The 13,326-nt window shown below is 34.9% G+C and carries 13 protein-coding genes, 1 tRNA gene and 1 pseudogene; 7 read left to right on the top strand and 8 right to left on the bottom strand.

Annotated features, from left to right (window positions below; all coding sequences use genetic code 11):
- Positions 1 to 64: 64 nt before the first annotated feature.
- From BW926_RS07430 to BW926_RS07415, 4 genes and pseudogenes are all read left to right on the top strand, one after another.
- A pseudogene (locus BW926_RS07430) lies at positions 65 to 328 on the top strand (cysteine peptidase family C39 domain-containing protein); the annotation flags it as partial.
- Positions 329 to 411: 83 nt separating this feature from the next.
- On the top strand, positions 412 to 1,062 hold the full coding sequence (locus BW926_RS07425) for a DUF6624 domain-containing protein (RefSeq protein WP_076445742.1): 651 nt from the start codon (positions 412 to 414) through the stop codon (positions 1,060 to 1,062).
- A gap of 40 nt (positions 1,063 to 1,102) precedes the next feature.
- Positions 1,103 to 3,295 carry a peptidase domain-containing ABC transporter gene (locus tag BW926_RS07420; protein WP_076445740.1) on the top strand — a complete coding sequence of 731 codons (2,193 nt, stop codon included), beginning with the start codon at positions 1,103 to 1,105 and terminating at the stop codon, positions 3,293 to 3,295.
- 77 nt (positions 3,296 to 3,372) lie between these two features.
- Positions 3,373 to 4,674 carry an HlyD family secretion protein gene (locus BW926_RS07415; RefSeq protein ID WP_076445737.1) on the top strand — a complete coding sequence of 434 codons (1,302 nt, stop codon included), beginning with the start codon at positions 3,373 to 3,375 and terminating at the stop codon, positions 4,672 to 4,674.
- Between the two features lie 45 nt (positions 4,675 to 4,719).
- Here BW926_RS07415 and BW926_RS07410 read toward each other — a convergent pair.
- The 7 genes from BW926_RS07410 to greA form a co-directional block, all read right to left on the bottom strand.
- Positions 4,720 to 4,793 (bottom strand) — tRNA-Met (locus tag BW926_RS07410).
- A gap of 44 nt (positions 4,794 to 4,837) precedes the next feature.
- Complete coding sequence (locus BW926_RS07405; protein WP_076445734.1) at positions 4,838 to 6,118, bottom strand: TlpA family protein disulfide reductase; 1,281 nt, start codon at positions 6,116 to 6,118, stop codon at positions 4,838 to 4,840.
- 50 nt (positions 6,119 to 6,168) lie between these two features.
- Positions 6,169 to 6,384 (bottom strand): signal peptidase, encoded by a 216-nt coding sequence (locus BW926_RS07400; RefSeq protein WP_076445731.1) that lies wholly within the window; start codon positions 6,382 to 6,384, stop codon positions 6,169 to 6,171.
- Between the two features lie 5 nt (positions 6,385 to 6,389).
- The gene (locus BW926_RS07395; RefSeq protein ID WP_179077987.1) at positions 6,390 to 8,318 is read right to left on the bottom strand and encodes a T9SS type A sorting domain-containing protein; all 1,929 of its coding nucleotides are present in this window, start codon (positions 8,316 to 8,318) and stop codon (positions 6,390 to 6,392) included.
- A gap of 156 nt (positions 8,319 to 8,474) precedes the next feature.
- Entirely contained in the window at positions 8,475 to 9,662 is a 1,188-nt protein-coding gene (gene clpX / locus BW926_RS07390; RefSeq protein WP_076445729.1) for an ATP-dependent Clp protease ATP-binding subunit ClpX, read from the bottom strand.
- A 71-nt stretch (positions 9,663 to 9,733) separates the two neighbouring features.
- Entirely contained in the window at positions 9,734 to 10,123 is a 390-nt protein-coding gene (locus BW926_RS07385; RefSeq protein ID WP_076445727.1) for an HIT family protein, read from the bottom strand.
- Between the two features lie 43 nt (positions 10,124 to 10,166).
- Positions 10,167 to 10,637 (bottom strand): transcription elongation factor GreA, encoded by a 471-nt coding sequence (greA, locus tag BW926_RS07380; protein WP_076445725.1) that lies wholly within the window; start codon positions 10,635 to 10,637, stop codon positions 10,167 to 10,169.
- 108 nt (positions 10,638 to 10,745) lie between these two features.
- Here greA and BW926_RS07375 point away from each other — a divergent pair, with 108 nt between their 5' ends.
- The 3 genes from BW926_RS07375 (at position 10,746) to BW926_RS07365 (ending at position 12,699) form a co-directional block, all read left to right on the top strand.
- Positions 10,746 to 11,198 carry a hypothetical protein gene (locus BW926_RS07375; RefSeq protein WP_076445723.1) on the top strand — a complete coding sequence of 151 codons (453 nt, stop codon included), beginning with the start codon at positions 10,746 to 10,748 and terminating at the stop codon, positions 11,196 to 11,198.
- A 2-nt stretch (positions 11,199 to 11,200) separates the two neighbouring features.
- A complete protein-coding gene (dtd, locus tag BW926_RS07370) occupies positions 11,201 to 11,650 on the top strand; it encodes a D-aminoacyl-tRNA deacylase (RefSeq protein ID WP_076445721.1) in 450 nt (149 codons plus the stop codon).
- Positions 11,651 to 12,015: 365 nt separating this feature from the next.
- Positions 12,016 to 12,699, top strand: a complete 684-nt coding sequence (locus BW926_RS07365; protein ID WP_076445719.1) for an FKBP-type peptidyl-prolyl cis-trans isomerase — start codon at positions 12,016 to 12,018, stop codon at positions 12,697 to 12,699.
- A gap of 111 nt (positions 12,700 to 12,810) precedes the next feature.
- On the opposite strand, the gene BW926_RS07360 is transcribed toward BW926_RS07365, so the two are convergent.
- Positions 12,811 to 13,323: a hypothetical protein gene (locus tag BW926_RS07360; RefSeq protein WP_076445717.1), complete on the bottom strand. Its 513-nt coding sequence runs from the start codon at positions 13,321 to 13,323 to the stop codon at positions 12,811 to 12,813.
- Between the last annotated feature and the right edge of the window lie 3 nt (positions 13,324 to 13,326).

Here is a 13,326-nt window from a genome sequence, read left to right as displayed (position 1 = left end):
GCCCAAAGCGAAGCAATTTGTCATTAAATTAGTGGCAATTTGTTTAAATATAAAACATAAATAATTGAAATCTTTTCCATTTTACCACCAACCAGACTCCAAAGACTGCAGCCCCACCTGCCTCCGTATTGTAAGTAAGCATTACGGAAAAAGCATTTCCTTGCAACAGATCAGAAACCTTTCCGAAACTACAAGGGAAGGAAGCAGCCTGTTGGGCTTAAGTGACGCGGCGGAAGACCTTGGCTATCGTTCACTGGGCGTTCAGATCAATTTTGAAACGCTTGCTGAGGAAGTTCCCCTCCCCTGTATTGTCCATTGGAATAAAAACCCAATTAAAGAAAAAGCAATAAAATATTACGATTTATCAGAATTGGTGGAAAAATAAAAATTACATTTATTAAAAAAACAGATATGTGTAAAAGAATAATTGCTATTTCCCTTTTATTAATCACTGTAAGTTGCAAAAATACATTGTCAATCACTGAAAAAAGAGATTTGACAAATGAAATAGATGCAATGGGAAAAATAGATCAGGTTGCTGCTTATATTCCTCAGGGAAAATATGCCAATTACTCTCGTGAAAAATGGAATACATTTAAAGATAGTGTTATGGTAGATAATACAAAAAGAGCAGAGTTACTTTATAAAAAATATGGATATTTGGGGATTGATAAAGTAGGAGAAAAAGGAGAAACACAGTTTTGGGCAATTGTACAACACTCTGATAAATCTGTTGATTTTCAAAATAAAGTTTTGAAATCCTTAAAAAAGGAAGTTAGTAAAAAAAATGCCAGTCCAGACAATTATGCTCTTTTATATGATAGAATTAAGGTTAATAACGGCGAGAAACAGTTATTTGGAACTCAAATAGAATACAAAAAAAATGGACAAGCTAAACCTAAAAATGGCTTAATTGATACTATTAATATAGATAAGTTGAGAAAAAAGTACAACCTTGATCCTTTAAAAAAATATTTAAATATAATGACTGAAAGACATTTCAATATGAATAAAGATGTTTTATTAAAGGAAGGTATTACAGAGCCCATCTTTTATAAATAATTATAACAATTCTATTTTTAAGCTTCAAAAAAATTCATAATTGAAAAAATTCCCTCATTATATTCAGCCAGACTCCAAAGACTGCGGCCCCACCTGCCTCCGTATTGTAAGTAAGCATTACGGAAAAAGCATTTCCTTGCAACAGATCAGAAACCTTTCCGAAACTACAAGGGAAGGAAGCAGCCTGCTGGGCTTAAGTGACGCGGCGGAAGAACTTGGCTATCGTTCACTGGGCGTTCAGATCAATTTTGAAACGCTTACTGAGGAAGTTCCCCTCCCCTGCATTGTCCATTGGAATAAAAACCATTTTGTGGTGGTTTATAAAATTGACAAAAACAATAAAGTCTATGTATCAGATCCAAGCTACGGACTGATCACCTATACCCGCGACGAATTCATTAAACTATGGATCGGGGAAAATGCAAATGAAAAAACAGAAGAAGGAATTGTTCTAATTCTGGAAACTACCCCTACCTTCTTTCAAACAGAGTTTGATGATCAGGAAAGTAAGGCCAGCTTTAGCTTTTTATCTAAATATTTATTAAAATACAAATCACTTGTTATTCAGCTTGCCATTGGGCTATTGGCGGGGAGTTTACTTTCGCTTATCTTTCCGTTTCTTACCCAAAGCATTGTTGATGTCGGGATTCAAAACCAGGATCTAAACTTTATTTACCTTGTGCTTTTAGCCCAAATCATGTTATTTTTAGGCAGAACGGGAATTGAGGTCATCCGAAGCTGGATTCTGCTTCATTTATCTGCCAGGATCAATATTTCCATTATTTCCGATTTTTTTATTAAACTCATGAAACTTCCCATAAGCTTTTTTGATACGAGAATGACGGGAGATATTATGCAGAGGATCAATGACCACCACAGAATTGAACAGCTACTCACCAGTTCTTCTTTGAATACCTTGTTTTCATTGGTCAATCTGATTATTTTCAGCATAGTGCTTTTATTTTATGATTACAGGCTGTTTATCGTTTACCTGGTCGGAGCTGCAGCTTATATCGGCTGGATCAGCTTTTTCCTAAATAAAAGAAAAGAACTCGATTATAAAAGATTCTCTCAGGTTTCCCAGGAACAAAGCAAAGTAATAGAACTCATCAACGGAATGCAGGAAATTAAAATGCATAACGCCGAGAAGCAAAAACGCTGGGATTGGGAATTTTTACAGGTAAAATTATTTAAAATAAGAATAAAATCTCTTTCGCTGGAACAATGGCAGTCAGTCGGTGGGAATTTTATTAATCAAATGAAAGATATTCTGGTAAGTTTTTTATCAGCAAAGCTTGTTTTAAGCGGAAACTTAACATTAGGAATGATGCTTTCGGTACAGTATATTATCGGGCAATTGAATAGTCCTTTGTTACAATTAATTGACTTTATTAAACAAACACAGGATGCCAAAATCTCACTCGAAAGATTAGGGGAGATTCATGATAAGGACGATGAGGAGAATAAAGATGAACAATACACCCATGACCTCCCGGAAAAAGATATTGAAATAGACAATCTTTCTTTCAGGTACATTGGTTCAGACAATTATGTTTTTGAAAACCTGAATCTTTCCATTCCTTATCAAAAAACTACAGCTATTGTAGGAGCCAGCGGAAGCGGTAAGACGACACTTTTAAAGTTGTTAATGAAATTCTATGAACCTACCGAAGGAGAAATAAAACTTGGAAATACGAAGCTTAAAAATATCTCCCCGAGGTTCTGGCGGGACCATTGCGGGGTAGTGATGCAGGAAGGCTACATTTTTAATGATACTATTGCCAACAATATTACTGTAGGTGAAGATTTTGTAGACAAAAAAAAGCTAAGACAAGCCGTAGAAATTGCCAATATCAAAGACTTTATCGAAGAGCTGCCTTTAAGCTACAACACAAAAATCGGGAATGAAGGTTTGGGAGTAAGCGGCGGCCAAAAGCAAAGGCTCTTCATTGCCAGAGCAGTTTATAAATCACCCGAATATATTTTCTTTGATGAAGCCACTTCTGCTCTTGATGCCAATAATGAAAAAGTCATTATGGAAAATCTTGAACAGTTTTTCAAAGGTAAAACAGCTATTGTGATTGCACACAGATTATCAACAGTAAAGCATGCCGATAAAATTATTGTTTTGGATAAAGGAAAAGTAGTGGAAGAAGGAAACCACACTGAATTAGTAGCTTTAAGAGGTGAATATTACAGGCTGGTAAAAAACCAATTAGAACTCGGAAGCTAGTTGAATTATAATATTTTTAATTACAAATTTCATCGTCTAAAACCTGTAAGATCTGTGAAAAAACAACAACTAAATTAATGAAAGGCAACGATATATTAGACAATCTGGAACTCCGTTCTGAAAGCGTTCAGGATATTCTTACACAACCTCCACACTGGATGATCCGTTGGGGAAATACTGTTATTTTTATTATCCTCATTCTCATTTTGATTATGAGCTACATTATCAAATACCCGGAATTCATTCCTGCTCCCATCATAGTAACCTCACAAAACCCGCCAGAAAAGCTGGAAGCACGCTCCAATTCTAAAATTGAAAAAATACTCATAAAAAACCATCAGCCTGTTACTAAAGATCAGGTTTTAATGGTCATGCAATCTACTGCCAACTATAAAAATGTATTGGAGCTTAAAAAACTAATTGATTCCATTTCACCCAATCAACTGTCTTCATTTCCTCTTCAGCAGACCTCCCATTTCAAACTTGGTGAGCTGCAGGGCGATTACAATAGTTTTGCAAAGGCATTTCAGGATGAGGCTCTATTTACAAGGCTTCAGCCATACGCACCAGAAAAGCTGGCTGCTAATCAGAGCATTTCTGAATACAAGGTAAGAATTATCACATTAAAACAGCAAAAAAGCCTGGAGCAGGCAAAATATGAGCTTACAAAGAAAAACTACCAGCGTTCTCAGGAACTGTTCAATCAGGGGGTAATCGCACAGGTAGAAATGGAAAATGAAAAAATAAAATATTTGCAGGCTCAGCAGAATCTTGAAAATATTACAATTTCTCTTTCACAAATGGATGAAGGAATTTCAAATTTAAATAAAACCAAAAGCGGAGCCGCCATTAATACGGAAAAAGATAAAATCACCTACTCCTCCCAAACCCTGCAGCTGTTTGAGCAATTAAGAAAATCACTCAAGCAATGGGAGCAGAATTACCTCATTATTTCCAATACAGAGGGATTGGTAAGCTTTCAGCAATTTTTCGGCGAAAATCAATTTGTAAAAACAGGAGATGTCATATTATCCATCCTTCCCAGAAATAAAGAAAATCTGGCAGGAAGAATGTCTGTACCGGCTATCAATTCCGGAAAGATTGTATCCGGAGAAAAAGTTTTAATTAAACTTGACAATTATCGTTACCAGGAATATGGTATTGTGGAGGGTAAAGTGCAAAATATTTCTCTTGCCCCTGATGATAAAGGAAATTATTATGTAAATGTTATTCTTCCGAAAGGGTTAAAAACAAGCTATAACAAAACCCTTCCTTTTGACAAAGAGCTAAGAGGAAATGCTGAAATCGTCACACAGGATTTAAGATTAATCGAAAGATTTTTTTACCAAATAAGAAAGCTTCTTGGATATCAAAGTTAAGTACATAAAATAAAAAAACCGAAACACAAATGTTCCGGTTTTTTGTAGCGAAGACGGGAATTGAACCCGTGACCTCAGGGTTATGAATCCTGCGCTCTAACCAACTGAGCTACCTCGCCGTTTTGGTGGTGCAAATATAAAAAATATTTACTTACCTCCAAAATTATTTTAATTTAAAATATTCCAAAACATCGCCTACATGGTCTGGTTTATTGATAATCTTATTGTTAGCATCTAAAATAAAATACGTAGGAGTTGCATGAACATTATAAGTATCTACATAGCTACTATTCCATCCTCTTAATTCAGAATCATTCACCCAAGGGAATGCTGTTATTTTTTTAGAATAAGAATCTTTGTCAACATCTAGCGATAAGCCTACTACCTGAATATTCTTAGCTTTTAAATCATTGTATTTTGCCAATAATTGCGGCAATTCATTTTCACAATGCGAGCATGTAGAAGACCAAAATACGATGATCTTTTTGTCTGCCTTGATATCGTAAAGTGATTTTGCTGTCGTATTCACAGGAGACTGAAATTTATTATTCGGGAAAGTAGCTCCCAGCTCTACATTTGCATTAGACTTTAATGTTGTGGCCAGTCTGTCGGTAATTGTACATTTGAGATTTTTAGCAAGGTTAAGGTATTTATCCTTGTACTCGTTCATTTCATATACGCTAAAAATATCGATCAACTCTGACAAAACTGTTTGCCCACGGGGAGTTTCCACTTTTAATTTGTCTAGAAGTTTATCTACAGAAGCCGAAAAATTGGTATTCCCTCCGGTATAAAGATAAGCTACTAATATTGGCCTTAATAATGAAGACGTTTCAAGCATATCATTGGACTTATCAATAAAATTGATCATGTCATCCAAACTTGCTTTTTTATCATTCGAAAGGAATTTGCTGTAGTTTGAGTTATAATAAGAGATAAATGGGTGCTTAGCTTGATCAACTCCGTCTGCACTTCCGGAAAGTCTGTTTATTTCAGCTTTCAAAGCTTTTCCAAATTCTGTGTCATCTTTGTAATAGTCTTTAATTTGGGACAACGCTGGTAAAATAAGTTCTTTTTTCTGAGAACCTTCCTGTATTTTGCTCATGATTTCGTTGGCTTCATCCAGATAGATAACATTTTTAATTTTATTAGTCTGAGTTTCAAGTTTTACACTTACATTTTTATTTTCAGAAATAAAATTGAATGTATTGTTTGAACTTGGGAAATAGACTTTCATCATTCCCATATAATTTTTCGGATACTTAAAAGTCCAGGTATTATTTTTACTTTGCTCTTTCGATACAATGATATCCTTAGAACCATTTAAAGTATATAGAATCGCATCTTGATCTTTGAAATCCGGAGGCGTCTGAATCGTAACAGTAAACTGAGCCTGCATAGAAAATGCAGCTAATAATGCTGAAATTATATAAATCTTTTTCATATCGTAAAAATAAAAAAACTCTCTGAGTAAACAGAGAGTTTAATAAAATTTTATATTTTATTGCTTGAATATTTTTTTGTAAAGAAAGCAATAAACATTACTGCTATAATACCCAATGCATATACATACATATCAATTGGTGATGATGGTAGTGCTCCTGGAGTTGTACCTCCCCCCCCACCTGGAGGGCCTCCACCTGGCTGTGCATTTATCATTACAATAGCAAAAAGAAAAAGAGCTGATACTAGTTTATTTATAGTTTTCATATATTTTATTTTAAGATTTTAGTGTTAACAACGTCTCCTTTTTCAGAAACAATTTTTACTACATAAGAATTTTTAATTTTGCTATCTAATTGAATAACAAAATCTCTAGAAGTTTCAACTGCTTTTTTAGAGATTACGAGTTTTCCACTCATATCATAAACTTCAATATCTGCTTTTTTCCAATTTGGATCAAATCTTACAATATAGTCATCAATTTGAGGATTGTAAATTACCAATGTTCTTGATCCTGCTTTTACAGTTTCATTAGCCGCTAATACTACACTGCTAGGTTCTCCATAATAAAGATCAAATTCTGCTGCACTTGCAGGAATTACATCACCTTGTTTTGCTTGTTGAGCTGTTCCGTTTGGAGTTTTATAATAGAAACCTACTCCTGTAGATAGCGCATGTGTTCCAGTACTTACTAAAGCTGCATTCTCTCTAATTTCAAATCTATAAGACTTAACTTTATTAAGATCATAATTTACAAGCTTAATATTTTTACCCTTGAAATTATTTTCATTAGCCTCATTGATATATAACCAATAGCTATTAGTATAGTTATAATCATATCCTCCTGTCGGAGCTTCTTCATAAGTACCAATTACATCAGAACCAAAAGCTGAACTTTGTGTACTAGCTCCTGAAGCATGACCAGTAACTGCATTTGGATAAACTACATAATAAGTTCTTCCAACTTCGTTACCATTAGCATCCAAACCTATAACACCTAACTGTTTTACTGTATTACTAGCATTTTTATTAGCTACACCATAATCTGTTCCTTCAGCTCTAGGATAATAATTGAATCTTCTAAGGTTTCCTAGGTTAAGAACATCTGCTGCTGTATTATTTTTAAGCTTTATAGCAAATGTTTCCATAGGTCTTACCATCATATAATCAACATCACCTGTTGGTACTCCTCCTGAGCCAAATGTAATATACTTATATGATGTAGATCCGCCTCCAGCACCAGAAACATACTGTACCCCAGAAACTTCTAATCTAACACCATAAATTGTAGTTAAATTCACACCGTCTCCATTAGCAGCTGGCTCATTGTAAGCGATTCTAGATAAATCTAGATTGGTAAGGAATGGGTTTGAAAACTGATACCAGTTTTTACCATAATTACCTTGCCAAGCAGTACCACCAGAACCGATATCAAATCCATCTTGAAGATAAGATTTATATGTTTCTCCATAAGAGTTAGTTCCATTTCCACCAGGTCCAAAGAATCCTGCTGCTCCACCATCTTGCAATGTAATAGATGTACCGCTATCCGTATTTGGACGACCTTTTACAGTTCTTGTTTGTGTACTTACATCAAGTCCTGTACCTCCTAGAATATAATAAGCATAAGGAGCTGCAGCCAAACCAATTTTTTGTGTAGCAAAATTTGTTAAGTTGTGGAATTGTGCTTTAGAATTTTCCCAGTGAAGGATATCACTTCCTCCTCCTCTAGTAGTATTAAATGTTTTACCAAGTTCTGTACTTAAAGTAGAAGCTGTTTTATCATAGAACGGCATACCAATTTGTTGGTAAGCTCCATGACTAACAGATCTAAATTCCTGATCTACAATACCTGTAATATTAGTTTGAGGAATTCCGGAAATATAAAGTTGTCCGTAAGTATAAACTGGAGGTGTTACTGCATCAGTTGGATTTGTTGAAGCATAAGCCGTAGGCTCATTAAGCTTGTTAACAAAATTCCCTCCACCGGTAGCTTCTGTTTTGTCTGCATTAGAAGCATCAATTGTTTTAAAAGAATCCGTTGCAGATCCGGAAACCATAACATTTCCATGATTTTCAACTTTTCCCGTAGCTTTCATTTGTAGGCCACCACCACTGTATAATAGTGTACCTTTACTCACATACGTAGTAGCAGCGTCATCTACGTGTAATAGAACATTCTGCGCCTGAACAGAACTCACTGCCGCTAATAAACCAATAGCAAATAAACTTTTTCTCATTGTATAATTATTTGTGTGTTAATACAAATTTAATGCATAAAATACAATTACTTGTATATTAATACAATATCTCAACTGCAAAGGTATGTTATTTTAAAATAAAAAACAAAATATTTTTTATTTATTAACAAAAATATTATCTTTCGTTAACATTATTTCGTTTTCTTCCCCTATTGAAAACATATAATCCTCAAGGACTTTTTCAGTAGTTCCCCTCAATCCCCTTGCGCCTAAACCTTTTTCAATAGTCTCTTCTACAATTTTTTCAATTGCTTCATCTGTGAATACCAATTTTGTGCCATCCATTTTGAAAAGTTCCACAAATTGATTCACAATAGAGTTTTTTGGTTCTTTCATTATTCTTATCATCGTTTCTTTTGTGAGTTTATCGAGATAAGTTATGATTGGAAATCTTCCTAAAAGTTCGGGAATTAATCCGAAAGAACGGAGATCTATTGCATTAATATTTGTTAATATATACTCATCTTCATCGGTCTTATTGATTTTTTCCGAACTGAAGCCAATTGCCTGCTTATTCATTCTTCTCTCAATAATCTCTTTAATACCGTCAAAAGCTCCGCCGGCGATGAATAAAATATTTTGTGTATTTACCTGGATATATTTCTGGTCAGGATGTTTTCTCCCTCCCTGAGGCGGAACATTCACAATACTGCCCTCCAGTAATTTCAGTAAGCCCTGCTGAACGCCTTCTCCCGAAACATCTCTTGTAATGCTTGGGTTGTCAGACTTTCTTGCAATCTTATCAATCTCGTCAATAAATACAATCCCTCTTTCGGCCTTTTCCACATCATAATCAGCAACCATTAATAATCTTGATAAAATACTTTCTACATCTTCTCCTACATACCCTGCCTCCGTAAGAATCGTTGCGTCTACGATACAGAAAGGGACGTTCAGTTCTCTTGCTATGGTCTTCGCCAGCAAAGTTTTCCCTGTTCCTGTTTCACCGATCATGATGATGTTTGACTTTTCCAGTTCCACTTCCCTATTTTCGTCCTGAGCGTGGAGCAGCCTTTTATAATGGTTATAAACTGCAATTGATAATTGTTTCTTGGCCTGGTCCTGCCCTATTACATATTGGTCCAGAAATTCTTTAATTTCTTTCGGTTTTTTTAGTTCGTCTATATTTTCTGCAGGAGAATATCCTGTTTTCAAAGAACTGTCTTTTACGATGGCATGAGCCTGCTCAATACAGTTTTCACAAATAAAACCATTCTGGCCGGAAATCAGCATCTGCACTTCATTTCTTTTTCTTCCGCAGAAAGAACATTGGTTTGAATTCATTTTTTATATATAATATATAAGGTATAGATTAAAGAAACTCGTAAAAGTACTATTTACGAGCTCTTGTTTTTTTAAGAATTAATTATTGAGTTTTGGATCTCGGTATATTCTTCGCTTGTTAATTTCAATCTTTCATTTCTGAAATTCATATCTTCCATTTTATTTAGAGGAATAAGATGAATATGAGCATGAGGAACTTCCAGGCCTACAACTGCCACGCCTACTCTTATACACGGGATGGCGTTCTTTATTTTCTTGGCAACCTCCTGGGCAAATCCCCAAAGGTTTTTATACTCTTCGCTGTCCAGATCAAAAATCAGGTCAACTTCTTTTTTAGGAATCACCAAAGTATGTCCTTTTACTAAAGGCATCGCATCTAAAAACGCAATAAAGTTTTCATCTTCGGCAATTTTGTAAGAAGGGATTTCACCGTTGATGATCTTTGTAAATATTGTGCTCATCTTTATAGAAATTAGATTTTAGAAGTTAGTTAAAAAAATTTAATTATAACGTAATCTCTAATACTTCGAAAGATAGTTTATTCCCGTTTGGAAGTGTAATGTCTGCTGTTTCTCCTACAGCTTTTCCAAGCAATCCTTTAGCAATGGGGGTATTTACAGAGATTTTACCAGATTTAAGATCACTTTCATTATCCGGAACCAAAGTAAACACCTGCTCCTGCTTTGTTGTATTATTTTTAAGTTTTACCGTTGTAAGAATAGAAACTTTCGAAGTATCCAGCTGACTTTCGTCTATAATTTTAGAAGTAGCAATAGCATCTTTAAGCTTGGAAATTCTCATTTCAAGCATACCCTGAGCTTCTTTAGCCGCATCATACTCTGCATTTTCAGACAAATCTCCTTTGTCTCTGGCTTCTGCAATCTGCTGGGTAATTTTTGGTCTTTCCACAGTTTCCAACTGTTCCAGCTCAGCTTTCATTTTCTCTAATCCCTCCTTTGTAACATAGCTTGCCATAATTTTCAAAATTTAGTTTTAGTATAAAAAAATAATCCGACATTTGCCGGACAATGTTTTCGTATTATAATCGTTTATTTTTACAAATATATAAAAATTTAAATTGAAATGAAAAAAACTTTTTCAATCTTTTTCACATTAACATTGTTGATTTTCAGCAATTTATCAATAAATTCATGTGGAACTAGAGAAGATACAGTAAGCTGTTTCCCCAATAATCCTATTAATGTGACTTTAAATCTTAATCTTCCAGCTTACTATGTTCTCAACCAGGTCGGTGGATGGGTTTACATCAATGAACAGCAGTCCGGAACAAGAGGCCTTATCGTTGTAAGAGCATCTGACACTACGTTTAAAGTATACGACAGGAATGCTCCCCAAATCTGCCCGGATACCAACACCACCCTTGAGGTAAAGGATAATATCAAAATCATCTGCCCGAAAGACAACGCCCAGTGGATTTTATTGACGGGACAGCCGACTGCCGGGGCCAATGTTCCGCCGAAAACGTATCTTTATAATTATGATGCCGGAGGGAAAATTTTAAATATTTATTATTAAAAATGAAAGTTGTCATACAAAGAGTTTCCGAGTCCCATGTAAAAGTAGACGGAAAAATTGTAGGAGAAATAGGAAACGGATTCACGCTTCTGGTAGGAATTGATGAAAATGATTCAAAATCTGATGCAGACTGGCTCGTCCAGAAAATTTTAAACCTTAGAATTTTCGGGGATGAAGATGATAAACTGAATCTTTCTATTCTTGACATTAAAGGTGAAATCCTTTGTATCAGTCAGTTCACATTAGTTGCAGACTACAAAAAAGGAAACCGCCCATCATTCATTAAGGCCGCAAAACCGGATAAAGCAATTCCGCTTTTTGATTATTTTAAAGAAGAAATTTCAAAATCAGGACTGAAAACCGAAAGTGGGATTTTTGGTGCAGATATGAAAGTTTCTTTAATTAATGACGGACCCGTAACAATTGTAATGGATTCTATGACCAAAAGCTAATTACTGCCTTTTAACTTAAAGATTAATTTATTTGTTCTATTCTTATTTCATGTCTCTATTTTGAGCAAAGTCGCGACAAGCTTTTAAAAATCAAGTTGGATTCCTTCCGGAGCCTGGTTTGTTTACAATGATTTTATTATTATACAAAAACTGAAGAAAAATGAAAAGGTTATTGAACACGCTAGGGATCAGGATGGATTTAAATCACATTTAATCATGATTCCGGAAAAAAATATCATAATAATTTGGCTTACTAATAACAATCAATTTATAACAGAAATCCGTAGAATATTATTAAAATTAAATTATATCACTTCTTAAGTACAAAAGCTTAAATTTGCAAACAAATTATATTTTAAATAACAATGAAAAAAACATTAATTATCTTAGTTCTTCTTACAGGAGTAAACCTTGCGTTTGCTCAGAAATCTTACACTGATGAGCAAAAAGCGTCTTATTATATTGGATTAGATATTGCTCAAAATATGAAAAAACAAGGATTTTCAGCAGATCCTGAACTATTGGCCCAGGCTATAAAAGACGAGTTTGGAGATAAGCCAAGGTTATTCCCGAAAGAAGAAATGAGCACTTTTTTACAAGGTTTTATGCAAAAACAAAGTGAAAAAAAACAGGCAGAAGCAAAAGTAAAAGCAGACGAAAACAGAAAAAAAGGCATTGAATTCCTTACCAAAAACAAACAGAATAAAAAAATAAAAACCACAGCGAGCGGCCTGCAATACGAAGTTTTGAAAGAAGGTGACGGAAAGACAAGACCTACGGCTACAAGCACCGTTAATGTAACTTATACAGGAAAGCTGATGGATGGAACTGTTTTCGATTCTACGGATAAAAACGGCGGTAAACCTATCGAGCTGAACCTTTCCGGAGTGATAAAAGGTTGGACGGAAGGTATCCCGTTAATGAGCAAAGGATCAAAATACAGATTTTACATTCCTGCCGATCTTGCATACGGAGACAACGGTGCAGGAAACGTAATCCCGCCGGGATCAACGCTTATTTTTGATATTGATCTGATTGATTTTAAGTAATGATTTAAATATTTAAGTATTTAATTAATTTAAAGGTTCAATTTACTATAACAATAAAAACGTCTTTCAAGAATTTGAAAGACGTTTTTTAAAATAAACTTTTATAAAAAACTATTTCGCAGGAACACTGCTGAAATTAAGTGAAATTCTAAGGTTCATATCAGAGCTGGTCTGGTTTTTCAATTCGTAAACCGTTCTTACCGTAAGCCCGGTACTTTTCACCACCTCATCTAAAAATCCGGAATTTTCCAAGTCAAGATTAAGATTCGAAGCATCGGTGGAAATATTTGATCTTGAAGCGACCAGCCTTTCTCCGGTCCCACTTGATGAAATGTATACTTTAATAGATTTAAAAGCACGCAGATTACCTCCTGACGGTGAAACTACCGAAACCTTTACATCTGCAATTCTCACATCTTTAATCTGCGCATTATTATTCCCTCCAAACCACGTCTGGACGTTGGACGCTGTTGCCGTAGAAGAAACCTCTTTATCAGCCGGAACCCCTGTGGAAACCAAAACGTTGGCTGTATAAGGAAATGTATTCTGGACCAACGACTGTACTGTACCACAACTTACCAATGCAACCGAAGCCACTGCCGTCGTCAAAAATATATTTTTCATAAT

It is taken from the genome of Chryseobacterium sp. RU37D, assembly GCF_900156075.1.
Classification (GTDB): domain Bacteria; phylum Bacteroidota; class Bacteroidia; order Flavobacteriales; family Weeksellaceae; genus Chryseobacterium.
This window is presented reverse-complemented; position numbering and strand designations above follow the sequence as displayed.

Bases quoted from the DNA above. Each gene is read 5' to 3' on its own strand.
- BW926_RS07425 (WP_076445742.1), top strand. From the start codon at position 412: ATGTGTAAAAGAATAATTGCTATTTCCCTTTTATTAATCACTGTAAGT.
- BW926_RS07415 (WP_076445737.1), top strand. From the start codon at position 3,373: ATGAAAGGCAACGATATATTAGACAATCTGGAACTCCGTTCTGAAAGC.
- BW926_RS07405 (WP_076445734.1), bottom strand. From the start codon at position 6,118: ATGAAAAAGATTTATATAATTTCAGCATTATTAGCTGCATTTTCTATG.
- BW926_RS07400 (WP_076445731.1), bottom strand. From the start codon at position 6,384: ATGAAAACTATAAATAAACTAGTATCAGCTCTTTTTCTTTTTGCTATT.
- clpX (WP_076445729.1), bottom strand. From the start codon at position 9,662: ATGAATTCAAACCAATGTTCTTTCTGCGGAAGAAAAAGAAATGAAGTG.
- BW926_RS07385 (WP_076445727.1), bottom strand. From the start codon at position 10,123: ATGAGCACAATATTTACAAAGATCATCAACGGTGAAATCCCTTCTTAC.
- greA (WP_076445725.1), bottom strand. From the start codon at position 10,637: ATGGCAAGCTATGTTACAAAGGAGGGATTAGAGAAAATGAAAGCTGAG.
- BW926_RS07375 (WP_076445723.1), top strand. From the start codon at position 10,746: ATGAAAAAAACTTTTTCAATCTTTTTCACATTAACATTGTTGATTTTC.
- dtd (WP_076445721.1), top strand. From the start codon at position 11,201: ATGAAAGTTGTCATACAAAGAGTTTCCGAGTCCCATGTAAAAGTAGAC.
- BW926_RS07365 (WP_076445719.1), top strand. From the start codon at position 12,016: ATGAAAAAAACATTAATTATCTTAGTTCTTCTTACAGGAGTAAACCTT.
- BW926_RS07360 (WP_076445717.1), bottom strand. From the start codon at position 13,323: ATGAAAAATATATTTTTGACGACGGCAGTGGCTTCGGTTGCATTGGTA.